Source organism: Sphingobacterium sp. UBA2610 (assembly GCF_002339225.1).
Taxonomy (GTDB): Bacteria; Bacteroidota; Bacteroidia; order Sphingobacteriales; family Sphingobacteriaceae; genus Sphingobacterium; species Sphingobacterium multivorum.
Genome location: NZ_DDKA01000030.1, coordinates 1 through 25615, shown reverse-complemented (window position 1 = coordinate 25615; position 25615 = coordinate 1). Strand labels below are relative to the sequence as shown.

Here is a 25615-nt window from a genome sequence, read left to right as displayed (position 1 = left end):
GATAAACAATGAGCAAGAAAAAAGACAATTCTAGATGGCTGAATGTGGCCATATCCTGGGGAGCGAGTATCGTCATCATTGGGGTACTATTTAAGATTCTACATATCGGTGGCACCACAGCCAATTATATGATCGGAATCGGTTTGGCTGTAGAAGCCTTCCTATTCTTTTTAATGGGCTTTAATCCCCCTCCTGCAGAACCAGACTGGACACGTGTCTATCCTGAATTGGACGATAATTTTACTGGGGAGCTACCTCAAAGAGGAAAAACTGTGGTTGCCCAACCTGCAGGCCCATCGGCCACAGCTGCTTTGGACAAAATGTTCGCCGATGCAAATATTGAACCCGCAAGCATTGAAAATCTCGGTCGTGGCCTACGTGATTTCAGCGAAAAAGTATCCGCTATCAATAAGCTTTCAGATGTTTCACTTGCGACAGAAGAATTCACCCATAAGCTCCGAACAGCAACTTCTAAGTTTGATAACCTGAGCCTAGCGTTTGAAAAAGCTTCGCAAAACCTAGTCGCCATGTCGAATACCTCTGGCGATACGTCCAACTACCACGAACAGGTAAAAAGTTTGACAACCAACCTAAGCCAATTAAATGCGATGTATGAACGTGAGTTACGCGATTCGGCCTCACATTTACAATCGATGAACAAGTTTTATGAGAACCTAAGCTTTACTATGCAGAACTTCAACGAATCGCTGGATGATTCCAAAGCATTTAAAGATGAAGTGGGCAAGCTAGCAAAAAACCTCAATGCCTTGAATGCCATTTATGGCAACATGTTGAGCGCGATGAATCAGCCGCGTGTGTAATTAATTCTTGTATTACTTAAATCAAAAACAATGGCATTAGGAAGAGAAACTCCAAGACAAAGGATGATTGGCATCCTCTATCTGGTCCTGCTCGCCTTATTGGCGCTCAATGTACCGGATTCCATCTTGGATGCATTCAAAAATATCAATAACAGTCTCGAAACATCCAAATCGAATGTGAGCACAGCCGTTCAACAACTGTTCGCCGCGTTCGAAAACACCAAGTTAAAAGAAGAACCCGCACGTGCCAAACCAATCTACGACAAGGCAAAAAAAGCGCAGGCTATTATTGGAGAACTCAATCAATATATTGGTTCTTTAAAAGAAGAGTTCGTTAAACAAGGTGGTGGATACGATGAAGAAAAGGGCGATCTGGCCCAACGTGAAAACGAAGACATTTCACCGAATCTGATGATCAATGAGAAAAAAGGAACCGTCTTAAAAGACAAAATCAATTCAACACGTACCAAACTGTTGGCCCTACTGACACCTGAAGAACAAAAGATGGTCTCGTTCTCTTTGGAGGCTAAAGATCCGGAGAAATCTATAAACGGTAAAAAATCCTGGGAAGAAATTAATTTCGGCAGTGGTACACCTTTGACCGCAGCGATGACTATTTTAACCAAAATTCAGACCGATGCACAGAATGCAGAGTCCGACGTGGTCAAACTTATTTTAGGTAAAATGGATCAGGCCGTTGTGAACTTAGACAAATTTGCAGCAGTTGCTGTTGCCCCGACCTCCTATTTGGTCCAAGGGCAACCTTATAAAGCCGAAGTGTTTTTGACGGCATCCGATTCAAAATCTGAACCGGCCATTTCTGTTAATGGATCATCACTTCAGGTGGTAGATGGAAAAGGTGTTTATTCGGTCAATACCAGTCGGGAAGGTATCTATACCTGGACCGGTGTGATCAAAGTAAAACAAACCGATGGATCCTACAAAGAATATCGGACCCCTGTACAAACCTACCAAGTTGCACGTCCTTCAGCGGTCGTATCGCCAGACAAAATGAATGTACTTTATATCGGTGTGAACAACCCTATTTCGGTATCCGCGCCGGGTACTCCCACAGATAAAGTTCGTGTCAGTATGAGTGGTGGTAGTATTTCCAGTGCCGGTGGTGGTAAATATAATGTGAAGGTAAGTTCACCGGGTACAGCACATATTTCAGTATCCGCGGAGGTAGCACCTGGAAAAACACAGACCCTGAGTTCGACAGAATTCCGTGTGAAACGCATTCCTGATCCTATTGCCAAGTTTGCTGGTAAAACAGGCGGTTCGATGGCTACTGTGGCACTTAAAGCGCAGAATGCTCTTTTTGCAAAACTGGATAACTTTGACTTTGATGCTACCTTTAAAGTTACCAAGTTTACCATGATTATTGCCAAACCACGCGCAGACGCCATCGTTTTGTCGACTTCGGGCGGGCAACTGAGTTCAAGCATGTCATCTGCATTAAATGGTATTGTACCTGGCACACGCGTCATCTTTGACAATATTGTTGCTGTGGGTCCAGATGGAACTTCCAGACAGCTCAATGCAGTTGCTTTGACTGCAAATTAATGTAAACGACCTACATCTACTTAACAAGCAACTGCCCCTGCATAGAATGCAGGGGCAGTTGTTAACAAACGTAAGCCCTGCTCTTTCTGGGAGCAGGTTTTTTTTATTCAGATAAAATGCGATATAATTCTAGGTTTAGGTAATACACGTTACGGCTCACCGCACGTTTTTCGAGTATGCCTATATCGGAGAGCTGATCAAGATATTTGCGAGCCGTATTTTCGGCATAGGCCCCCTGATCCGTTAAGTGTTTAACACGTGTAAAAGGTTGCGTGAATATAGCTTCTACCAAGAGTTCGGGCCGCATTATATCTCCTTTTTGGACAATAGCATCCAATATCGCATCTTTGGCCGCAATAATATCATTGATTTTGTTATAGGTCAATATCGCGGTTTCCTCTACAGCTTTCAACATATACAAAATCCAATTTTTCCAGTTACCCCGCTGAGAAACACCAGCAAGACCATCGTAGTACGCTTCTTTATGCTCCATGATATATCGGCTCATAAATAAGATGGGGTAATCGAGCAAGCCCTTCTGTGTCAGATAATGAATATTAAATATACGTCCCGTACGGCCATTGCCATCCCTGAAGGGATGAATTGCTTCAAACTGGAAATGTCCAATGACCATTTTTAAAAGTGGATCCAAAGGATATTTTGTATCATTATTGAGAAATTCAATTAAATTATCCAGCTTTTGTTCTACCAATCCTATCCCTCTTGGGGGCGTATAATGTGCTTTTCCTGCGTTTGGTCCAGATCCCCCTTGCTTGATATAGATCTGTGCAATGGGCGTTCTTATACCGTCAGAGAACTGACTAACGATGCGATACATGCGGATAAAATAATCGCGGTCAATGATTCCCCCATTGGATAGATAATGATACCCATCCCACAGTGCTTCGCGATAATTTAGAATTTCTTTGGTGGCTCCTTGTATCTGTTGCTGCTGAGACTCACTGAATGCTTGATACAATTCATCGTCTGTCGTAAAGATATTTTCTATCGCACTCGAAGCCTTAGCCTCTTGCAAACTAATGGAATTGATTAAAATACCCTGGTTTGGTATGACAATACTTTGCCCCTGTAGACGGCCTATTGCCGCTTTAGCATTTCCCAGTTGCGCATATATTTGGACAGTCTGATAGTATTCGGGAGCTATCGGCAATTCAGGAAGCCCATTCCATGGGGTATTTCTATCGGGACTAATGATATAATGCCATATGACAAATATACCAAGCTTACCTTAAAAAACACTATATTTTAAGGTAATACCTATTTTAGGCCTTAAAGTTGCTATTTAGCAGATTCATCGCCTTAAAAAACATTACATTTTAAGGTAATACCTATTTTAGACCTTAAAGCGGTATTCAGGCACCCTCGTGATCCGCGACAACATAGTAGCTGTCGGTACAGATTAAACTTCCAGACAGCTCAACGCCGTTGCTTTGACGGCAAATTAATGTAACCGACCTACATCTACTTAACAAGCAAATGCCCCTGCGTAGAAACAGGGCATTTGTTTTTTGTGGTCATTCGCCCCTCATATTTACTGTTCACCCCTCATATTTGCCATTCACCCCTCAATTTACAGCTGTACCTCTGGTAGCATCGTCCGCACGAAAGAAGTATCAGCAGGGTTGACATTAGTTCTCGTTCGAACATGAACACAATTCTACCAGTAAAATTTTATGTCTTTAAAATCAATCATTATATTTAATAAAATAAACCATAGTTAAAACCACTAAAAAGAAATACAATTTGACACCTATTGAGGAGAAGATAATACAAGATGCTTTTTCAAAAGTGCAGGAATTTTATAGGCAGCATGGACGCTCCCCTGTACGCCGTGAAATGGAAAATATCAATACAATTGCCCGGCGCCATTTTGGCACCTGGAACAATTTTATTCTTGAGGCTGGTCTTAAACCCAATGTAAACAAGACGCCCGAACAAATTAAACCCGAATTATTGGCCTTATTAAACGACTTCTACAATGAGCAGGGCCGCATACCGATGAACAAGGAGTTTTCATCAAAAGCCACAAGCATCAATAAATATTTCGGCTCATGGAACAAATTTATTGCAGCGGGAGGTTTTGATCCCAATGACCGTCGGGTACCATCTATCGGAAAACTCAAAAATTCACTGGTCAGATTCTATATCAAACACCATCGCTCCCCAACTATTTCAGACTGTCTCCGTAAAAATGGACTATATAATGATCAATCATACATTACCCATTTTAAAGTCAATAAATGGGCCGACGTCCTTGAATATGCAGGATTGAACGCCTACTTTAGAATAACCACCATGACGGAATCTGAGGCGAAAGAAAATGTGATCAGGTTGATAAAAAAACATAAAATTAAATATTACAAAGATTACCAACGCCTTAAACCCGATAATTACCCATCCGTGTGGTACATTAAAGAAAAATTCGGATGGAATAATTTATGTTATATAGCCGGAACAAAAATTCCTGTCACCAAATTCAGCATAAAAGATCATTATCTGAGTTTGGCAAAAGAACTGAAGCGCACACCAACGACTAAGGAACTAGAAGCCAAAATGGGGGTTACCTCAGGGGCTATGGTCTGGAAAACAGGCCTTCCACTCAATAAATTTTTGCAGTCCGTTGGTCTGAAACCAGCCCGCCAGTCCCCCTGTAAGTGCAAACTGAGCAAAAAAGAGCTAGCCGACCTCTATAAACGTAAAAGTATCGAACATGGTTACACCAACGGTATGCCACGCTCAAAACTAACCGAACTAACAGGCTACACCAGAGATATTTACGAAAGTCGTTTTTTTAATATGAATGGACTACGTCTGGTCTGCGGTTTCGAACTAATACCAGCAAGAAGCAAAGCATATTCCGAAGAGGAGCTACGCAATATCCTCAAAAAACCACGATACGCAAAAAAGAGTTAAAGATTAAGATCCACCTTAAAAAGTTCATTTTAAGGTGGATTCTAATTCTGGTGGAGTCCAATACAAGCTATTTCTTCCTGAACATACGATTTAACCATCGGCTCAATAGAAAGCTGACGAGTGTCCCGACAAGGGCAGTCAATGCACTGTACAATAGTCCGCCCACGGAGAACGAAGCCCATAGCCCGCAAATAGTGCCGCCAATTGTTGAAAGTTTAACATCACTCCAGCGCATCCGCCCCTCCTTTCCCGCGGGTTCGTTTAACCGCCTTTTTATCCATATCGGGATGATCAGCCTGTGGGCTATAATCCAGTACATCAACTTGGCTCCGTCCGTCCGGCATATTTGCCGAAGCTGTCCGCTCTTCTGTCGCTGGTTCGCCCGTATCCTTTTCCAGGACCGAGTCCACAATACCAAGCCCGAGCGCGATATATTTAGCGATATTCAACGCCTTATTTGGCAACTTAACAGGCGCCAGCAGGATCACCTGTAGGACCTTTGTAATTTTATCTATGATTTTTTTCATATCTCATTTGTATTTAACTCGCGTTAGGCTGTAAACTTGTTCTCGATCGTTAAGGTGACTTGCCCCATTTTTACCTGTTCAATAATTGTCTCATACAACTGTTTATAGGCTTCGGCCGACTGATAGACACCCCAATCGTCATTACTTTTATGAAAATAGGTTCCGACCAGCAGGCAGCCTTCCGTATCTTCATGCGTATTGCCGATATGAATGTACACGAGACTGAAATTGGGGATCGTCCTAATTTCGATCATCCCCTGATGCATATCCGGGAAGCGTTTTTTATAAGCTGTATTCATGCCACCCCCTCGGTTGAGCCCAAGTGTGTAGGTTCCCGCAGGAATTGCTGTCCGACCTTTTATCTTTACATCACGTACAGTGTCTTCGAGACCATAACATTGGAAGGTGCCGTTGATGTAGAGTTCGGACAGGGTACTATTATTCCCCTGCCGAACACGTTTGAGTGTCAGTTCCATACGTTACGGATTGCCATATACTAATTCATAGGTATATTCATGCCCGGGCGTATCCGTTAGGGTTACCCGGTACTTCGCGTTTTCGAAATTCGAATTATCGGCCTGCACCTGGTACATCCAGGATACCCCTTGTCCGTCCATGTCCTGCGCCATCCCTACTTCCAGCTCCAAGTCATTTGCATCGAAAATTCCGACCTGTACTTTCACCACCTTCATCACATCCTTTACCATAAATAAAATCTGATCCATGGCATTGCCTTGGTAACCACTATCGTCCCAACGACGAATGACCGGTGCCGTAAAGTAATCTTTAAAGGCTACATTGAAGGCGGTCTGGTTGATATTAGCCTTGGCCTGATAGGCCGCCTTTAGGTCAGGATCCTGTATCGCCGTACGTGCATACAACGAAGCATCCATAAAGCGATTTTGTACATCAAGCTGTTTAACTGTGGGTGCTTTTTTATTTTGAAAAGTCGGTCTGCGGGCGATGATTGTCTGATCGCCACGTTGCCGAAATACGAGCATCTTGCCTACTGTCCCTGATGCTCCCTCCATGACGACATTACCTTTTGATTTTGCCATTACTTGTGTTTTTAATGTTAAATAATCTGTTGACCGTCACAACAAAGGGCGCCCATCATTGCGTTGACGATACAAATATGCACTCGAAAGCAAGCGATGTCAATAGCTACAGGTAACTGCGGTGAAATACGGTAGAATACGATGGAAAACGGTTAAATACGACACCTGCACATGAGTTATCCTTGAGCTTAACAAGGGCTAAGGTAGGGTGATCGTTTAGTCGAGGTAGTGTGTTTCTTGTGTCAAGCTAGAGTGAAGCGTAAAATTGCCCAGATCCGGCACTTCTAAAATCCGGGCAATTGTCTCTTCCACGCTACTTGTACTTTTTAGGGTTTGCCTTAATATAGGCAATGATTTCATTTTTAAAGTAATAATCCTTACCGTCCAGATTGTAGCCCGGGAGCTGGGGTTTGATCTGCCCCAATTTGGTATCCCTGATATGCAGTAATTCTTTTATATCGGTATTATCCAATAGTTCGGACGTTGAATTGATCAGGTTTTGGCTTACCTGGCGCGCTTCCTTGGCGATCACCTGCACCGCCTGTACGAGCGCGCGTAGTTCGGATCTTACTTCTTCAAAAAATTTTTCCATAATCTTAGTTTATTTTGACTATCATTCGGTTTATTAATTCAGTTTAATTCATCCCCACTATCCGTCTGCTCATTCAAACACGTGCAGCTTCTGCCGGAGTTCCTTGATATAGCTGCGGGTCACGGCGAACGAGCGCTGAGGGCCCTCGCTCATCACAATTTTACGCTTCAAAAAGGAAACAATAAAGTTCATATTGACTAGGGTCGATTGATCCACCTGAACAAATTCGGTTGCTGGTAAAAAATCGACAATTTCTTTTATGGTCTTTTTTGCCTTTCGCGGAACTGGTTTGCCAAACCCATCCAATCTCATATTTCTTTCGAAAAAAGCCAGCTCATTGTCCCCTTTCACTTTCTGCACGAAGTAAATATCACTAAACTGTACCCTTTGACACATTTTATCGGTCATTTCGATAAAGGCGAATTCAGGCTGTGGCACACATTTAAGATTGATCGGAACAGCCAAACGGCGAAACGCATTTTCTAGCGCTCTGTAGACCATCGGAAACGTAGCCGGTTTGGGCATAAAGTCCGCCGCATCCAAATGATAAGAGCGCAGCGAAAACGCTTCATGCTCCGTCACAAATACGACCTCAGGTCTTTTCTTAGCATCGATAGACTGGTAAAGATCCATTCCATTGAGCAAGGTATCGTCGGCCCTTTGATCCAGCACAACATCCATAAAAAGCACATCATACTTGCCGGAGTTGATTTTCCGTAAGGCATCTTTTTTATTATCCGCCACATCGATAAGGAGATCCAAATCTGTTTCTTCTAAAAGAGTTTTTAATTTTTCAGCATCAGGTCGAAAATCTTCAACGATAAGAATAGGGATTATTGGCATATGGCATTATTTTATAAAATACTCAGTTAAATCGCTTTTCGGTAGTTTTGGAGCAGCGTAAGCTGGACGCTGAAAATGGGATTTTGTTCGCGATATTCAATCCGATATGTTCCGGGCAATACCGCATCAAATAATTCCTGCAGCAACTTATTGCCCACCCCAGTATGTCCCGCTGAGCGCTTGCCGCTGACATAATTGATCATCTGGAAATGCAACTGACCATCTACCCGCGACCATTCCATGATAATTTGACCCTGTGCTCCCCGAGGACTATAATTCAGGGCATTTTCAAACCACGAGAGCATGGATGCAGCAATGATAGAGCGGCTCCAATCGGTCGCAAGGAGGACTTCTTCCCCCTTAAATAGCATCAGGCGGTCTGTAAAACAGGAAGCCATCACCTTGAGCTGCTTCCATTCTTCGGCAATAGCTACTTTGACTTTCCGGTTTGCCGTCACTGCAATGATGTATCGAAATAGTTCCAGTGTATCGTTTCGGTGCAGCAATTTGTTATGCTGCACGATCTTGATCCATTCTTTCACGAAATGCTTAGAGAGACGTCCCGCCAGCCTGCCGGCATCCAATTCCATGGTGAGCAATTGAAACCTTAGCCAATAGGAACAATTTCTAAAAACGCTGTGTACAATTAAGGCTGTCCCCAGTACCAATAAATTGCCTACCATGATCCTATTGTGGAATTGCATCAAATGATAATCCGTCAGTTTTCCGGCAAATGAAATGCCGTGAGCAGGAAGCCACGAGTAGGTATAATACACCCAGAAATCTATACTCAGGTATTGCCAGCAGCCCAGCACAAGCAGTATGACCAGTTTAAGATAAATAGAACTTAACTGCAATAAATTTATCGCCAGCCAATACATAGCGAATGAAAACAAGTATGGTCCGGTTAAGGCCAACAGATGTCGCATGGTCAATCGATGCCAAACCTGAATATTCAATTTGAACAGCAGCAGCAGCAAGAATCCTGTTCCGATAAAAAATAAGATGTATCTCCGCGTGAAAAACTGGGTTATTTTGGTCCGTCTATCTTCCATTATATCCTATTTTAAACGTTGGCTAAATTGTTTTTTCTATAATTGGTGTACTTTGAACACTTAAATTACAAAAAACAAAGCGTAAAGAATAAATTAATTAAAAATAATATTTCGCTAAAAGGAAACATCATCCTTATCAAGAAATTATACAGCAACTCATTTACTTGTTTTCATACTTTTTACCCTTTTAGCAAATTATCCGTTTTTAGTTCGAAAAATTGACGGTTTTTCACGTCGAAAAAAAAGGCACGTTCTTGTAAACATATAGGCATTACCCACGTGAGTGCATCTTGTGAAACGACCTTTCTCTCTTTAAGATCCGGATGATAAAAATGAATCAAGGGCCAGTTTTCCCATGCTGTCCATTCCTTCATGACAATGCGGTTTATCGCCCTGTTTAATTTTCCCTTGAACCTCTTCATAAACCCATCAGGTTGCTCCGCTCTTTTACAGCGCAGCCCTTTTGATAAAGCCAGATTCCACAGTCCATTGTTCTCACTTTTTTCCATCAGCAGAAAAGCGAGGGGAATATGAAACCGGAAGGCAAGCTGGGCGATACTCGCGTGGAAATACAGTCCACTAGCTGCGACGGGGACCTTAAGCAAAGATCGGGTCCCTTTAGCAGCTAGGCGATTCACCCCTTCGTCCGCATCAAGGTATACCAGCACCAAACGCTTTTCATTTAGGTCCGAAAGTATATTTTTGAGCACTGTACGTCTTGAAGCATCGATATAGCGCAGGCTATCTGCTTCGAGATTGTTTAGCTGCATCAGGAGTTCAGTCTCTTTTTGTTCCTTTTTAATGATACCGGGCGAAGCTAGTACAGAGATTTTATAGCCTGCTGCAAGCAGATAGCGCGGTATCAGACGGTATGGGCCATAATGGAAAGAGATGACAATCCCACTAAGATCAGTTGGAAGCATTTCAAGACAAGAGGCGTCCAACATTCGGTCCAGTTGGACGGGTTGCAGCATCTTGGCAAAAGACTTTCGGTAAGCGCTCCATCTCAGGTAATTTATTTCAAGATCTTCTACCGTAAATTCCGGAAAAAAATTCCATACGTTGGCAAACCAAAACGGTTTGGTCAATTGATTATTGTTCATTTAAATTGTGGTCTAGAAAAATTAGGTTATTATTCAATCAGTGAACAGCATCGCCTTCCGACGGAAAGCGATGCTGAATTAGCGTTAAGGTATTTCTACCCAGCATTTTTCATCGTCAACGACATCTCCCATTTCCGGAAATAGTTGCATCATCTGAGGCAAAGTTAACCCCAGTTCGACGATAAGATCACTTGTCTGTATGTTGTCGTTCATGTTTGAATTGAATTAAACATCGGCCTGCAACGATACGGGTCAGGCCACTCCCGCTGGCTGTACATGCACTAAAATTGTATTAGCTAACGATCAAATATGGCTGAAATCCTTAAAAAAGAGGAAAAGAATGATATGTTACCCAAAAAGAAAGCTAATTGCCTTCGCCGAGGTAAGGGATAAGAAAAGAGGTCAGATATCCTTGTTTTTTTGCATGATTTCGATAGAAATCGGTCATCTATCATTTTTTTAAGTATTTCTCAAACCTCGATTTTACTTTTATAAACATGGATTGAGCCTTTTATAAAACCTGATTAACTGCATATCCAATGATCAAAACTTTTCATTTTATATTGCCCCAGGTGCCCCAATTTACCAAGCAAGTAAGAGCATTTTTGCCCAAGCTTCCCGATTCACAGTTACAGCGCTATGAGGATGCGAGCATCCAATTGCTAGAAGAATATATTGATTACCATAGCGTCCTATTTTATCGCGTGCAGGTTCAGGTGCAAAGTACGTTTCAATTGTCCGTGCAAACCGATAAATCCGATTATCATCTGCTGTATAATAGGCATTCCGTTTCGACCATTAACATAGAACATACAGCAAATAATAGTCACGTGCAGCTCCCTTCTGGATATGATACTTATGCCTACATTCCCAAAGGCAAGATGCAAACGGTTCTGTTGCAGGGAGAATATTTGATCTACGGAGTTCTGGTCGATAGAGGTTATATTAGATCAGCAATATTTAAAGAAGACCATTTCCTATTTAAATTCAGCACAGCACGTCTACGCGACAAAAAGCGACTCTACCAAAGTGCCCTATGGCCAATCAAAGAAAAGACAAGCTATCAGCTTTCAAGAATTGAGGAGCATTTTTTCAATTATCATAAAGACAATGAAGCTATGGCTGTAAAACTTGTCTATGACCTATTTGATATCGCCATTTATAAAAATTTTGAACACTATGAAAAGATAGATCCCGATCAATTCCTAGCCGAAAGGGCCGAACAAATGATCCGGGATCAGGTGATGCAGACTTTTAGCAGCTGCTCCATTCATGCGATTGCAGAACAGCTGCAGGTAGACATGAGCAGATTGAACAAAATCTATAAAGCCATCTATAGTGAAAGTCCGAAACAGACCTGGACTAGGCATCTTATCCTTAAAGCACAAGAGTTATTGCTGGCAGGACATTCGGTTAAAGAAGTCAGCAATTATTGCGGGTACGGATCCCAGCAGAATTTTTCAGCTTTTTTTCGGAAACATACTGGTATTTGTCCGAGGGCATATAAATAAAAAAAAATCCCTATCCATCCCCCATATTTGGCATTTGTCCCTGAAATCAGACCTTTCGTCCCATAAATGAGCGCTATCCTTAAATAATAAAAATACAAACTCGAAGAAAAGACGGGGCACCACCGCACAAAAAATCATACAACGGCCTACCTAAAATTCAAACATCTTTCGAAAATTACTGCGCTAACTTTGGTATAAGATAACAGATCGGAGGACAGGGAGATGCCCGTCCGGTCATTAGGAAACACCTCCACGGCCGATCCAGGAGGATAATAAGGATAAGCAAAAATAATAAACTTAAAAACATTAGAAATGAAAACATTAGCAAAAAGAATCATCGGCACCATGAGCATTGGTGTGATGGCATTAGGAATTTCGTTGAGTGCAAATGCGCAAAGTATTCAAAGTGAAAAAGAAGTTAAAGGAGAGAAAGAAGTAAAGATAATAGCGGCGAATCAGGTATGGTCATACCATGGCACATCCTCAGACTCTCCTACCGATCCCAGCAAATACAGCTTGGGGCCAAGTGAAGAATGTGAAGGTGCTAAACAAACTGTTTGTCAGATCAATGCCCCTGCCAATCCATCAAATCCCTCACAACCCGATATGACGGCACTTGTTACCCCATCGGGATCATCTACCCCAACAACTATCGCGCTCCGCATCAGCACTGCCAATAGTAGTAAAACACCAAATGAAACTGTCACCGATTTCAGGCCGTTTTAATTCAAGCTATAGCTCAAAGAAAGTAGCGAAGGAACTACCCTTCGCTATTTTCTTATCTATTCTATCCCAGTTATATTTTTAACCTCAATGGGAATATTAAAAATATAGTCTTTACTAATGGGCTTCAGGCTAAATTCTTGAATCTTTCCGTCAATCGTGACCTTGCGAACGATTTCCTTTTTAAAACGTTCGTCTTTATTTAGCCGTCTCAAATCCGACCACCTTAGCCCTCTGCGGACCAATTCTTTGCGCCTTTCCCGAATAACTGTCTTCAATAAGACTTCGATGTTACTTTCCGTTATTGGCACAAAGAATTGCTTCTCAATCCGATTTTGTAAGAGCTCATTGAGTTGTTGCTTAGCTAGCGTCGCATTGCCCAGTCGCGTATTACTTTCAGCAGCATTTAATAAGACTTCAGAAGTTGTAAGTCCAACAAAGAAAAGGTAGGTTCCCGAACCTACGTAATGACCCTTAAACGTGTAGCGTCCATCGGTCCCTTTTTTATAGTTCGCCCGAAACCTTAAGTCATGAGTATCATACTTACTCAATAAATCATCAGTCATATAGGAGCCTCTGCTTCCACCAAACATGGTTGTACCATTTGAGTACGCAAAAAACAAAGTTTCTGCATTCATAGCTGGATAAGGAAAAGATGCATCTACACTCATTGTATTAAGATCCATCAACTTATCGTACCGTATCAAGACCAATTCAGCATATTTCTTTGCATTTTCGTAATCTTCCATCGCCATGTAGACTCTTGAGAGTGCAGCATGAGCCGAAATTTTATTAGGTCGTGTCACTATCCCTAATTCATTTGGAAGCAAGCCAGCTGCTTCCTCCAAATCCTGAATAACCGAACGATAGCATTCCCCTACTGTTGACCGCTTGGTTTTGTCATTGATATCTGAGCTTAACTTGATGGGTATTCCCGGTACATTATTATTGCCTTTTTGATCAAAGGGTGCAGCATATATCTGCAAGAGTATAAAGTGCATAAAAGCTCGATGGAATAGCGCTTGTCCTTTAATATTGTTAGGATCGAGGCCTTTTAAAATTTTAATATCCGACAATCCATCCAATACCGTATTGGCTATCGCAATAGCCTTATAGGCATCCCGCCATAATATCAATTTCTCTGTTGCCGAATATAAATCTGGGTTTTGAAAGGTATACACCTGCTTATCAAACACGTCAAGATTATTATAACCAGCATCCGTAAGGAGAAAATCGTCCGTGCAAGCTTCCAAGAAAAAAGGATAACTTCCGAGATTCAGCTGATTTCCTGCATCTAACAAGGCTTGCAAATCCTCCAATGTGGATGGCACTGTACTTGTTTTATTTGTTTTATCCTCCAGAAATTTATTACAGGAAGCCATACAAAATAGGCTTACTATGAGTAGTTTGTAAATATATTGTTTCATGACACAAGTATTAAAAATTAATATTCCCACCGACTGAAATTACACGCGGAGCAGGCAAATCCAAATAATCAGGATCGAGATTTTCCTTATTTTTTCGCCAGATCAATCCCACGTTATTTGCTCCAATGTAAAGTTGACCCTTGATCTTTTTGTCGCTTAGGCCAAAGTTGTAACCGAACCTAATATTTTGCAGCCTAATGAGATCACCTTTGACGATATTATTGGAAGAGTGCTGATAAAACAGATCGCGATAACTATCGTTGGGGTATTGCATCGCTGGAACTGTTGTCACCAATTCGTCTCCTGGCTGCTGCCATCTTTTAGCAAAATCAGCATGCCCATCCCAGGAGTCAAATAGACTACCATAGACAATGGATTTCTTCTTAAAATAGTGGCCAAATTTGAAGAGCAGACTAAAATCTAGGTAAAACTTGCCATAACCTATGGTATTATTCCATGCTCCGTATATTGGAGGTAAGGCAGTGCCATGATAATTTAGGTATTGCAGTGAATCCGTGGTCAGCGCCTGATAATCTTTCGATATTTCGCTATTTTTATATCCCCTTGGATCGCCATTGACGGGATCCAGTCCAGCAGATTTATAAGAGAAAACTGGGTACAGAGATTTACCCAATAACGGCATAAGCGTCCTCCCACCATCTAGATACAGGCTGGTTGCTCCGATTGTCCCTCTATAATCAGTCACTTTATTTTTGTTATAGGAAAAATTGATGGAAGACTGCCAATAACCTTTTCCGAAACTACCATTTGAGGCGAGGGTCAAATCGATCCCATGAGTTGCTATTTTACCAACATTTTTTGTCAACAGCGAATAACCTGAAGTCGGATCAAAGGGGTCATCAGAAAGCAGGTCGAAAGACTTTTTCCGATAATAGTCTACATTAGCCGTTAATTTACCACCGTATATTGAGAAATCCAGACCAAAATTTAAGGTGCGCACTGTTTCCCATTTGAGCCCGGGGTTTGGCGGGCTTCCGATCAAGGCGTAAGGTAGATTTGAGTATTTAGCATTGCCGACATAACCGATCACAGTTTTATTGAGGGCTCCAGCGGGCTGTACACCACCGTAGCCAAAGGTTGACCGTAGTTTAAGATAATCGATCCAATCTGCACCTTGCATAAATTTTTCCTTTGCCACCTGCCAAAGTAAACCTGCCGACCACAATGGATTCCACTGGCTGTTGACATTCGTTCCGAACGAATTCGCAGCATCCTTACGGGCAGAAAAAGAAAGCCCGTATTTAGCCTTATATTCATACAAACCATTAAAATACATTGATAAGGTTCTGGATAATGTACCCGAATAAGCATCCAAGGGTGTCATATACCCATATCCCAGACCTCCATACAAGTTATAGATGGTGTTGTAATCAACACTTTTGCGGCTGAGCACTTCGGCATTGTAACCATAGGAGCCCGAAGAGCGCTGGTCGATATTCCTGGTATACAGCTCTGTACCGATCAGCGCATTCAGGGCATGCTCGTCTCCAAAAGATTTGTTGAGGCTCACCTGCACCCTTCCTCTATGCGATTGCATCTCATTATCACCATTTCGCAGTATAGCACCAAATGGAAAATCGTACAGTTTTGCCCCACCGACAATTCGCGTATACTTATTGATCAAATCCCGCACCTCAAAAGAATCCTCTCCGGAAAGCGATTCTGATTTGCTACTACTATTCTCATAACCATAGATCACATCGGCCTTTAAGAAGGGGAGGATGTCATAATGCAAGTTAAAATTTAAATAAAGATGCCGATTCCAGGACTTGTAAGTCGACTTATCCCGATCCGCTAAAGGTCGGTAGGTCCAGTCCAATAGACCGTCAGCATTTGCCCTTTCAAGAAAAGATGAATTATAAAATCTCGGGATCGACAGGAAGTTTCCTTCGTCATCCACTAGCGAGGCATAAGGATACAAATTATTTTTTCCACCCCCGGGAATCATCGGATAGCGTGGTGTCGAAGAGAAAACCCGATCCCGTCCATTGATCAGAGAAATCATATTTTCTATAGACAACTTTTGCCCGAGCTTCCAGCTATTTGTAGCCCTCAAAGTTAAACGGTCATTATTTGCTCCTTTTGTATCCCCTCTACCGCGATCATAGCCAACCGAATAGCGATTTCTATTGGTTGCATTACTTGTGGAAATATCCAAAAAGTACTGTTGATTTACCGCAGCTTGATAAACATATTTCAGCAGGTCATTTCGATAATCGTTCCCTTCTAGCGCTTTCAATCGCGTATTCAGATCAATATCCGACAAGCTCCCCGCTTTATTTGCATACAGCATGTCCACGACAGGCGAAAATATCGTCGTCTGATTATAGGCGCTATTATATGCATCATCATAATACTTATTATCAAAGAGAAAACGCTCCACTTCGATAAAATCCCTACTATTGATCGTCTTGTTATAGAACAGGTCAGGCTTTCTGCTGACCATTGTTGTCGTTGTAAAATTGATAATCGGCTTATTGCCTGCCTTTCCTTTTTTGGTCGTCACGACAATCACGCCATTTCCTGCTCGGGATCCCCATATACTGGAGGCTGCCGCATCCTTCAATACGGAGACAGATTCCACATCATTAGGATTAAGATCATCCAATGTACCATCGTAAGGGAAATTATCAACAACGATGAGGGGCTGGGCCGCTAATTCAGAAAAGGTGTTTATCCCGCGTATATTTAGCACCGATTTTCCGCTCCTTCTATCAAACTGCAGTCCGGATACTTTACCTTCAATACGATCCAAGATCCCTCTGCTCGGGATTTTATTGAAGTCTTTATTAGATACCACCCCGAAGCTACCCGTCGCCCGGTCTTTCGGGATGGTCTGATATCCCGTATTCACGTGTACCTCATCGAGTCTATTGTCTTTTCTATCCAATAGGATGATGCGATTTGTCACATTGGTATCCCAGTTTATGTTTTTGGTTTCAAATCCCATGGCCGAAAATGTAACAAACCTTATTGCATTGGAAGAGGAGAACTCAAATCTACCCAAGGAATCAGTCCGATAAGCAGGTGCAGTTCCCTCCAGTTTAAACGTAGCGAAAGCAATAGGATTATGATCCTGATCAATAACATTTCCTCGATATTTACCCTGCGCAAAGACCGATTTACAGCAGACCATCATTAAGATCAAACTAATTAGACTTTTCATAGAGACGATTATATTTGATAAATGTTTCAACATTTTCCATTTCAACCAACCGTTTTAAGGTCAATGCTACCACTGTACCATTTTGGTCCACCCAAACATAAAATGGGAACGTACGATGAGGAAACAGCTTGATCAGATAATCATCGGCATACACGGTGCTAAGGTCGTTTGTCCGCAGAACATCGATAGGCATCTTGTGAATACGTTGATAGGTGTCTAATTTACCATATGAGTTTACGAGCAAAACATTAAGTTCCTTACCAAAACTCTTTTGGATTTTAATCAAATCTGACATACCACTGATGCAAGTACCACAGGTAGTAGACCAAAAGTCAAGAATAAAAGATTTGCCTTTGTACTTAGATAGTTCTACGAATGCTGTGTCCCCTTGATTATAGATTTTCACTTTTCGGGACCAGAAATCTTGAGGTAATTTATTTCCGACGAGTACCGGTTCCACGGTAGCAGACCCATCCGCCCCGCTGTCCTTGCAGGGCGTTTGGGCAGATAAACTAAACATAGAAACCAAACACAGCAGTATCGCTCGTGCTCGTTTGCTTTTAAAAGCCTTGTGTAAATTATAAAGTATTGTTTTCATCATCTTAAGGTTTTGATTGGTTAATGGATTGAAAAAAATCGTTGATTTTTTTGGTCAGCTGGAGTTCCTTCCTATTGAGGTCCAGTGTTGACAGTTCTATTTGGCTTGTATCTAAATGACGGCTATGCGTCAGGAAATACGCCATCAGAGCACGCAGGATATCGGACAAAAAAAGCGTCTGCTGTACAGCCTCTAATTTGCTTTCAGTAGCTGCGCCGAGGGTTTTGCATTTGAGGTCTAATGCGTAGAGGTACTCGCGTATTGTGACTAGCGGATAATTATTCCAAAAGTTTTCGATACATTTCAATGGATCGTAACTGTCTTCATGGATCTCATAGAATGGCCTGTCAAGATGCAGGAGATCTTCATAAATGGCTTTCATGTGTTTAGTTTTTAGCTGTGACCATAGCACATAGCTCTCCCTGTCCGACCGAAATCAGCTTTTTGCGGGAGCATGAATGGGCTCAGGTCACAGCGGTTAAAAAATAAGAAATAGGTTATCGGGCGCGGTGCAGGACAGTTACACGTAATTTGATAGAGACGATACCGCGTCCGTTGGTAAAATAAAAAACCGACCTTTCACATAACATATCTATGGATGTATTTCTAAAACCTTTGCTTGACAATTCTAAAATCCCTATTTTTAAAGTGCGAAATTAAAGAAAGAGGACATGACATTGTCGGGGCATTAGCCTTTAAAAAACAGGTCGGCAAAATCAGCAATTGACAGTTTATGAATAGGCCATTAAGGCTTTTTATATCCATTCGATACCCAGGGGCTATCGGCCATTGTTAATTTTAGCTCTTAAGAAGCTATTCTGGTGGGCAGTATTTGTTCTTGATGAGCAGTGATACTGCAAGCCGACGAAGCTGATCCTTGATCTGCCGTCGTTCTGTTGTGGTTAATGACACTTTTTGTCTCATAATTTACTAATTGGGTTATCAACAAGAGTCTCAAGGGGAAAGTAGGAGGCAAACATTTATAAATATAAAAGAGGCAAGCCCCACTATCTTCCACTGAGCACAGGTACGGCAAAGAACCCAGACGCAGTTTCCAATAGGGGAGCTTACCCCTCCTTGTTGTAAAGATACAAAAAGCATTGGGGGTCGCAAACCCTACGTCTCACGTCTTTTGAAATTTGCCGTTTCGTGCCCGAGACTAAATCAGCGAACTGATTATAATACAAATATAACAATACAAAATATAATCGCAAAAAAAATTGCGATATAAATCTAAGAAGTTAACCAACAGAAATATAAAATGAAGTTTGAAAAGTTTTTGAAAACTTTAAATAAAGAGTTTGAAGCGATTTTATCGGAGAAAAAACCTTTAGAGTCTTTTCAAGTAAATAGTGATTTATCAGTAGTAAAAGGTCGAAATTTTTATAATGCTGTAAAACTACTATCGAACGACTTTGACAAAGACTGTGAAAATGCATTATCCGAAATCGCCAGCACAGCCCATAGAAAATATCTTGCAAAACAAAAAGGCAAAGTAAAAAACGATAAGACGTTGAATACCTACCAAAAATTTATTACTCAATTTGTATCGTCACAAGCAGAAGTCTCAGAAAAAGCAGGCATTGAAAATACAAGATTCACGAAAGTACTAAATCAAACTGCAGATGATTTTTATGCTCATGAAGTTTTTTCGATTGCAAAATCTCAAAATATGAAACTGATAGATGCATTTGAACAATTATACAAATAACTATTTACGAATCCTATACTAACTCTAAACGAAAGAAGCGACACGATTAATACTGCCAACACGTCAACTCCTTCTATGGCGAACGCGAGGGGCCAATAATTGGATTAAGCTAGGATAACCCAAAACGGGGGAAACAAACTGCAAAAAGATATTTTTAATTTTTCAATTTCAGAAAGTTATTGCTACAATATCCTAAACCAGTTGAAATAAACCAACATCTAAAGAAGCGCTTTAATTTATTAGGGTTCTTTTACAAAAAGCTATAAGACAAACTTCATTTATATCAAAACAGATTTTTTTCGTCATATATTTAGTTTATAAAAGGCACTCATCTCTAATCACTTGATACAACGCCTAAAGAATTTTGGTAACGAGAGAGAGTCAGGGATATTTTTGTATATTAACATTAAATTAATTTTTCAATGGACAAACTAGGAAAAGCAATTAGATTACTGAGACATCAAAAAGGCTGGCACCAAGGTGATGTTGCAAAGCGATTAGAAATATCAATTGCTGCACTTTCTAAAATTGAAACCGGTGTTACAGATCTAAATATCTCTCGATTAAACCAAATCGCAAAGGTATTTAATTTGACTCCCGTACAGCTATTATCTTATTCTGAAACAGAAGAAATTAAAGAGCATGCTGATGAGTTAAAAGTAATTTCGGAAAAGATACTCTGCCGTGATGGCGAAATTATTCAGCTTCAGAAAAAGCTTATCCAGCTATATGATCAATTGTACAAGCACAATAACGTTTAAATCTCCACCACAAGATTTATTGAAATATATCAACACCCAGCTCAAATAGCCTCATTTCGATTTAATGTTTATATAAAAAAGCCACTCCCTTCCGGAAATGGCTCACAATAAATATCTATAAACTTTAAAAGTATTTGATTACAGATTTTCGATTTCTCCGATAGAAAGCCCAGTGCCCTTAGCAATATCTACAATAGGTAGCCCCATTTTCTTAAACTCTAGTGCAATGGCAAGAGCTTCTTCAAGCTTACCTTTTTCAATGCCTTTCTGAATTGCTTTTTTTTCAGCTTTATCTAATAATTATTCTTGAGTGCCCATTTGATAGAGGCACTATCTGATAAAAAATAGAAACACATCACTTGGTATTGAACGTTTAGGCTTAGTCAAGGGCGAGTATGGAGAAATTAACGAACAAATGAAAGCTTAAGTAATTTTGCTAAGGTAATTTTCGTCGCCAGCCTTAAAAATGAAGATATGACACCGAAAATTGGACCTCAAGTGTACCCAATAAGAAAAATCCGACATGAAAATGATGATACCGGTTTTTACACCTATCAAGTGTATACTTTATCAAAAATATTTCAAATAAAACCAAGTCAACTTTTTGACTACTTCTACGGCGATGGCGAGCGACCAATAATTGGGTTAAGCTAAGCCAGCCCAAAAAAATGGAGAAGCAGACATAAAAAAATATTTTTATTTTTCCAATTCCAAAAAATTATTTCTATATTAGATCAGCCGGTTGAAATATACCAACATCTAGCGAAGCGCCTTATTTATTAGGGCGCTTTATTATTAACGATAAGATTTTTCATAATTTATATTTATAAAGTTTCTCCTCTTTTATCAGCGACGAAAGGGGAGTTTTTTGACCATATAGCATCCTTAAAATGAAAAGCCACTCCCTTCCGGAAATGGCTCAAAATAAATATCTATAAACTTTTAAAAGTATTTGATTACAGTTTTTCGATTTCTTCGATAGAAAGACCGGTTCCTTTAGCAATATCAGCAATAGGTAAACCCATTTTCTTAAACTCCAATGCAATGGCAATAGCTTCTTCACGCTTTCCTTCAATCTTTCCTTTTTGAATTCATTTTTTTTCAGCTTTATCTTATAAATATTCTTGAGTGCTCATAGTATCGCTTCTTCCTATTATTATTTCTATTTCTTTTTCAAACTAAGATAAATTGCCTACAAAAAGCAATTTATCGATCTCTCCTCTACCATCGAGAACTAATCTATTGAGGAAATATACCCAAAACTTCCTAATTATCAAAACTTACGTAGTAAGTTAGGAACAGTAATGAGCCATGCTCATTACAGCATCATTTCCTATTAAAAAAATATTAAATCAATGATAATCATATAACCCTTGTCGCGTATCCTTATCCATCTCCCGGTTTATCATTTCATCATAAAGATCGTGCTTAATCGCTTTCAGGCCTTCGTCGCTTATTTTCTTGTTCTTGATAGCCAAAAGTGCGGTAAGGACAATTACAGAAAATGGATTCTTATTTGATCGCAATACCGACTCTTCCTGATCCATGACCTTGTAACTGTTAAAATCGTAGCGCAATGAAGTTCCCATAAATTCTTGCCTATATACCAATAGATTTTCACAAGGGATCATCTATACGCCTTCTTCTTGGACTCATAATTATTTATCAACTGGTTAACAGTACAAAAATAAGAAATAGCAACACAAAAAAACTAATTTAATTAGCATTTTGTTTGAAGCTTCACGCCCAACCTGTTTTGGGTCTTGTATCTTTAATACGAATGACAGCGCGAGAAGTTATAGTTGGAAAATAAAAAAAAATAAATAGGGTCGGTTATATTTATTTTGAGGGGGATTGGGCTAAAAGATATCCTCATTATAAAAAAACAGGAAGAACAACAGGAGTCTCGGAAACTTACTTCTCAGGATGCGCATGGCCTGATGTTTATGCTGCTTTACAGTACCTTCAGTAATATTCAATTGCTCAGCAATTTCTTTATTGGATAGCTTTCCATCGCGCGAGAGCTGATATACGGCTTGCATTTTGGGAGGTAGCAAGGCTATCTTCTCTTCCAATATACGCTCAAGTTCACGCAAGAGGACTGTTTCCTCAGTGTCGCAGGTATTTTGATGTTGAAACGCCAAATAAGAGCTGACGTATTCGTTAAAATATTTGCTACGATTCATATTGGAAAGGATCCTATTTCGGAGTACCGTATACAAATATCCCTTGATGTTACCTGTTGAATCAATACGTTCAGGCCGATGCCACAGCTCCATAAACAATTCCTGCACAGCATCGTTTGCCATATCCTCCTCTTTGAGCAAATGAACAGCAGCAAGGTACATTTTCGAAAAATGACGTTTATAAAATATTGTGAACGCCTCCTCATCGCCTTTTTTTATTCGTGCAATCAGCACACTATCTTGAGCTCCGGCTTGAGTTTCAGAATAGAATCCTTCCATACTGCTTCTCTACTAAAATACAATATCTCCAATTTGACTAGGTTCTCATAATCAATTTAAGTAAACAAAGTGAATATAAAAATATGACAAATGCAAAAATAGTTACTAAGAGTGATCGAAAGCACAGCTATGAGTCACTCTTAATCTTAAAATAGCGCGCGTTGAAAGCATCCTTATCAATCCGTTTAAAAGGAATAAATCAGCAAAAAAAAACTAAGTAGGCCATCGTGAGGTAGATGAAATCAGTTCTATTTGAAAAAAAAAGCGGAGTTGAGTGTTTAATTATCTAATTGATCAAGGTCAAATAAAATTTTCTATTTTAAATATAGGTTGCTTCCGTTACCAGAAGCAACCTATGTTTGGAAACTATTTTCCTATATTGTACGCAACCGGAATCGGATAGCCCTTTCCACGTAGTGCGGCAATGGGTATAGCCATTTCCTGCTGACCGATGACTTTCCTGGTCACCTGCCCCTTTTCCTTCCGGTTTTCTTTGTCCGCATCTCTTTTCTGCGCACTGTCTCCTTTTGTGGCCTGATCGGGATGATCAGCCCCGGCAATTTTGTTGCCACGCGCATCGGTATTCATTTCCGCCAAGGCTTGGGTCAGGCTATTTTTTTCCTGCTCACTGAGTTTTTCAAATTTGACGCCATAGTTATCGAGTACACGGGTCGCATTTTCGACAGTATTGGTACCACGCTCGTATATATCTCTATAAATATGCAGCTGACCATCTTGCGCAACGATGGTTTCATAACGCAGTTCTACCAGCACCGGCTGTGTAAGTTTGACCGATTCTGTTTTGGTGTTTTTCTTCTCATAGTCGGCAATTTTCTCCGCTGAAATTGGACTTCCCGATACTTGAGCAAGCTGCTGGGTAAAATCCTGCACCTGTCCATCCGTGAGGCCCACACAACCATGGGAAGCAAAAGCACCAAGTTTGGACACATCTTTTCCGCCATGAATCAACGATGGCATGCCAATGGGAATTTTGATCGGTCCCAGTGGATTTAATTTGCTTCCGGCAGGTACTTTCTCACCAGGACTTACCTTGCCCTTTACCCAAGGTTCATCCGGTGGTGTCCAGGTCGGATTAAAAATGATATTGGTTGCCCTACGTACGCCTGTCGGCAATGGAAACTCCGGGTAGCCGACCCCCACCTTGTAGGTTTTGATCAACTTGCCCTGCTGAAATACATCCATACGGAAGGCAGGTGCATTCACAACTACCCGTGTATCTTCGGGTACCTGATTGGGTTCTAAAGGCAGTGTATTCTGCTCGTCCGTATAACGTGCTGCAATAAAATGAAAGAACTGACCAGCTTTCTGTTCACCAAGGATCCGGACAATCTCTGTTGTCGCCTGTTTGATAGATTCTTTAAATGATTTGGTCGAGGGTTCAGCGTCCTCACTTAGCTTTCCAACAGCGGCACTCGCCGCCTCTTTTAAGGCTTTGATCTGTTCTTTATTGAGCTGCAGATCCGATTTTAAAGCGGGCTCGAAATCTTCTTCATAAAAAAGAGCATTGAGCCAGGCAAGGGTAAAGTCAGTATTTTCCGCCTGCTCGGTCATTGTCTTTTCTGCTTTACTTTTCGGCTGCTGCTTGGCATTACGGTCATGACAACCCGCCAGCATAACAATCGCGAGGAAGCTTCCGCATACATAGGTGGTAACCCACTTTCTAAGGGGATAGGATAACATCATATTTTTCATATACTTTATCAACAAGTCTGCAACAGAAAAAGTTTAGCCTTTTTAAGCTCACCCAAGGCACATATAGATTCGTTAATGTATAATAGATTATTTGGAATATAACTGGTCTCCTTTAAAGTATAGCTTTATTCGTACAATATAGTAATAGGAATTGATTTGAAAGTACTCATATTAAAGGTTGTGTTTTTATATAAGATCACCAGATTGTACTGGCCTGAAGCCCATTGACGTTCGCCATTAATTGGATTTCCCAAACCGTCTTTTTCGGCACCGATCATGATATCATCTCCACTCAGCGTTCCATTGACCAACTTATAGGTATTTACCTTAGCTGCGGGTCCCAATTCCCGATGTTCAACCAGTGGTGCTGTCCCAAAAGTGGACTAGGCGTAGCGGCTTGCCGTTGTATTTATTGCAGGCAGCACCGGATAGCTCAATGAGCTCATCCTTAAGGATCCCCTTTTCCAAGAGTGCTTCACTCTGATATGATTTGATAACCTTGTAATTCATGTTGGTTTTACTCCTGGTAACGAAATAACAGCCCCTGCTGTCCAAATCCCCAAGCCAGCTGTAATCCACGTAGCCACGGTCCACTACCACCACGCTTCCCTTAGAAAAACTGTAACTACCGGCTCGCTGGCTCTCATGTACTTTTCCATCGGTAATCTGCATAAAAACAGGTAGGCAGCCATCATAATCCAAGACAGTGTGCAGCTTTACGGCACCTTTGGTGCTCCTGAATTTAGCCCAGTCAAAAATATTCTTGAGTGCCCATTGTATCGCTCCTTCCTATTTTTGATTTAATTTCTTGCTCAAACTTAGATAAATTGTATACAAAAAACAATTTATCGATCTCTCCTCTGCCATTGAGAATTAATATATTGAGGAAATATACTTAAAACTTCCTCATTATCAAAACTTACGTAGTAAGTAAGGAACCGCAATGAGCTATGCTCATTACAGCATCATTTCCTATTAAAAAAAATTAAATCAATGATAATCATATAGCCCCTGTCGGGT

General features: G+C 40.8%; 26 protein-coding genes. 7 read left to right on the top strand and 19 right to left on the bottom strand.

Annotated features, from left to right (window positions below):
• Positions 1-8 precede the first annotated feature (8 nt).
• Both gldL and gldM read left to right on the top strand, forming a co-directional pair.
• Positions 9-821 carry a gliding motility protein GldL gene (gldL, locus tag B4Z47_RS20320; protein WP_088159910.1) on the top strand — a complete coding sequence of 271 codons (813 nt, stop codon included), beginning with the start codon at positions 9-11 and terminating at the stop codon, positions 819-821.
• 30 nt (positions 822-851) lie between these two features.
• Positions 852-2387 (top strand): gliding motility protein GldM, encoded by a 1536-nt coding sequence (gldM, locus tag B4Z47_RS20315; protein WP_088159909.1) that lies wholly within the window; start codon positions 852-854, stop codon positions 2385-2387.
• 103 nt (positions 2388-2490) lie between these two features.
• On the opposite strand, the gene B4Z47_RS20310 is transcribed toward gldM, so the two are convergent.
• On the bottom strand, positions 2491-3558 hold the full coding sequence (locus B4Z47_RS20310) for a Fic family protein (RefSeq protein WP_286727778.1): 1068 nt from the start codon (positions 3556-3558) through the stop codon (positions 2491-2493).
• Positions 3559-4151: 593 nt separating this feature from the next.
• Here B4Z47_RS20310 and B4Z47_RS20305 point away from each other — a divergent pair.
• Positions 4152-5321 (top strand): homing endonuclease associated repeat-containing protein, encoded by a 1170-nt coding sequence (locus B4Z47_RS20305; RefSeq protein ID WP_286727777.1) that lies wholly within the window; start codon positions 4152-4154, stop codon positions 5319-5321.
• A gap of 67 nt (positions 5322-5388) precedes the next feature.
• Here B4Z47_RS20305 and B4Z47_RS20300 read toward each other — a convergent pair whose 3' ends face one another.
• The 9 genes from B4Z47_RS20300 to B4Z47_RS20260 form a co-directional block, all read right to left on the bottom strand.
• Positions 5389-5556: a hypothetical protein gene (locus tag B4Z47_RS20300; protein WP_286727776.1), complete on the bottom strand. Its 168-nt coding sequence runs from the start codon at positions 5554-5556 to the stop codon at positions 5389-5391.
• Positions 5543-5848, bottom strand: coding sequence for a hypothetical protein (locus tag B4Z47_RS20295; protein WP_286727775.1), 306 nt, complete (start codon positions 5846-5848; stop codon positions 5543-5545). The genes B4Z47_RS20300 and B4Z47_RS20295 overlap by 14 nt, the downstream gene beginning before the upstream one ends.
• A gap of 23 nt (positions 5849-5871) precedes the next feature.
• Entirely contained in the window at positions 5872-6324 is a 453-nt protein-coding gene (locus B4Z47_RS20290) for a DUF5675 family protein (protein ID WP_286727774.1), read from the bottom strand.
• Positions 6325-6327: 3 nt separating this feature from the next.
• A complete protein-coding gene (locus B4Z47_RS20285) occupies positions 6328-6906 on the bottom strand; it encodes a hypothetical protein (RefSeq protein WP_070570023.1) in 579 nt (192 codons plus the stop codon).
• 313 nt (positions 6907-7219) lie between these two features.
• Positions 7220-7498: a hypothetical protein gene (locus B4Z47_RS20280; RefSeq protein ID WP_070570022.1), complete on the bottom strand. Its 279-nt coding sequence runs from the start codon at positions 7496-7498 to the stop codon at positions 7220-7222.
• A 69-nt stretch (positions 7499-7567) separates the two neighbouring features.
• A complete protein-coding gene (locus tag B4Z47_RS20275) occupies positions 7568-8341 on the bottom strand; it encodes a LytR/AlgR family response regulator transcription factor (protein ID WP_286727773.1) in 774 nt (257 codons plus the stop codon).
• Between the two features lie 26 nt (positions 8342-8367).
• Positions 8368-9396, bottom strand: coding sequence for a hypothetical protein (locus tag B4Z47_RS20270; RefSeq protein WP_070570018.1), 1029 nt, complete (start codon positions 9394-9396; stop codon positions 8368-8370).
• Positions 9397-9575: 179 nt separating this feature from the next.
• Positions 9576-10499 (bottom strand): hypothetical protein, encoded by a 924-nt coding sequence (locus B4Z47_RS20265; RefSeq protein WP_286727772.1) that lies wholly within the window; start codon positions 10497-10499, stop codon positions 9576-9578.
• Positions 10500-10583: 84 nt separating this feature from the next.
• On the bottom strand, positions 10584-10712 hold the full coding sequence (locus B4Z47_RS20260) for a hypothetical protein (protein WP_262511799.1): 129 nt from the start codon (positions 10710-10712) through the stop codon (positions 10584-10586).
• Between the two features lie 326 nt (positions 10713-11038).
• On the opposite strand from B4Z47_RS20260, the gene B4Z47_RS20255 reads away from it, so the two are divergent.
• Both B4Z47_RS20255 and B4Z47_RS20250 read left to right on the top strand, forming a co-directional pair.
• Complete coding sequence (locus B4Z47_RS20255; protein WP_070570014.1) at positions 11039-12010, top strand: helix-turn-helix domain-containing protein; 972 nt, start codon at positions 11039-11041, stop codon at positions 12008-12010.
• Between the two features lie 360 nt (positions 12011-12370).
• Positions 12371-12736: a hypothetical protein gene (locus B4Z47_RS20250; RefSeq protein ID WP_158638869.1), complete on the top strand. Its 366-nt coding sequence runs from the start codon at positions 12371-12373 to the stop codon at positions 12734-12736.
• 56 nt (positions 12737-12792) lie between these two features.
• Here the strand turns inward: B4Z47_RS20250 and B4Z47_RS20245 are convergent, their stop codons facing one another.
• From B4Z47_RS20245 to B4Z47_RS20230, 4 genes are read right to left on the bottom strand one after another with little or no spacing between them, the layout of a single operon-like run.
• Complete coding sequence (locus B4Z47_RS20245) at positions 12793-14115, bottom strand: RagB/SusD family nutrient uptake outer membrane protein (protein WP_286727771.1); 1323 nt, start codon at positions 14113-14115, stop codon at positions 12793-12795.
• A 55-nt stretch (positions 14116-14170) separates the two neighbouring features.
• Positions 14171-17347 (bottom strand): SusC/RagA family TonB-linked outer membrane protein, encoded by a 3177-nt coding sequence (locus B4Z47_RS20240; protein ID WP_286727770.1) that lies wholly within the window; start codon positions 17345-17347, stop codon positions 14171-14173.
• The gene (locus tag B4Z47_RS20235) at positions 17331-17948 is read right to left on the bottom strand and encodes a TlpA family protein disulfide reductase (RefSeq protein WP_286727769.1); all 618 of its coding nucleotides are present in this window, start codon (positions 17946-17948) and stop codon (positions 17331-17333) included. The genes B4Z47_RS20240 and B4Z47_RS20235 overlap by 17 nt, the downstream gene beginning before the upstream one ends.
• A 1-nt stretch (position 17949) precedes the next feature.
• Positions 17950-18327 (bottom strand): hypothetical protein, encoded by a 378-nt coding sequence (locus B4Z47_RS20230; protein ID WP_286727768.1) that lies wholly within the window; start codon positions 18325-18327, stop codon positions 17950-17952.
• An 879-nt stretch (positions 18328-19206) separates the two neighbouring features.
• Here B4Z47_RS20230 and B4Z47_RS20225 point away from each other — a divergent pair.
• Positions 19207-19656, top strand: coding sequence for a hypothetical protein (locus B4Z47_RS20225; protein WP_286727767.1), 450 nt, complete (start codon positions 19207-19209; stop codon positions 19654-19656).
• 422 nt (positions 19657-20078) lie between these two features.
• On the top strand, positions 20079-20417 hold the full coding sequence (locus tag B4Z47_RS20220) for a helix-turn-helix domain-containing protein (protein WP_286727766.1): 339 nt from the start codon (positions 20079-20081) through the stop codon (positions 20415-20417).
• Between the two features lie 1352 nt (positions 20418-21769).
• Here the strand turns inward: B4Z47_RS20220 and B4Z47_RS20215 are convergent.
• The 5 genes from B4Z47_RS20215 to B4Z47_RS20195 all read right to left on the bottom strand — a co-directional run bounded on the left by B4Z47_RS20215 (position 21770) and on the right by B4Z47_RS20195 (position 25354).
• Complete coding sequence (locus tag B4Z47_RS20215; RefSeq protein ID WP_286727765.1) at positions 21770-22006, bottom strand: hypothetical protein; 237 nt, start codon at positions 22004-22006, stop codon at positions 21770-21772.
• A 270-nt stretch (positions 22007-22276) separates the two neighbouring features.
• Entirely contained in the window at positions 22277-22882 is a 606-nt protein-coding gene (locus B4Z47_RS20210; protein WP_286727764.1) for an RNA polymerase sigma factor, read from the bottom strand.
• A gap of 366 nt (positions 22883-23248) precedes the next feature.
• Positions 23249-24586, bottom strand: coding sequence for a L,D-transpeptidase (locus B4Z47_RS20205; protein ID WP_286727763.1), 1338 nt, complete (start codon positions 24584-24586; stop codon positions 23249-23251).
• A gap of 134 nt (positions 24587-24720) precedes the next feature.
• Entirely contained in the window at positions 24721-24939 is a 219-nt protein-coding gene (locus tag B4Z47_RS20200) for a hypothetical protein (protein ID WP_070569994.1), read from the bottom strand.
• A 10-nt stretch (positions 24940-24949) separates the two neighbouring features.
• Positions 24950-25354: a transposase gene (locus tag B4Z47_RS20195; protein WP_286727816.1), complete on the bottom strand. Its 405-nt coding sequence runs from the start codon at positions 25352-25354 to the stop codon at positions 24950-24952.
• Positions 25355-25615 lie beyond the last annotated feature (261 nt).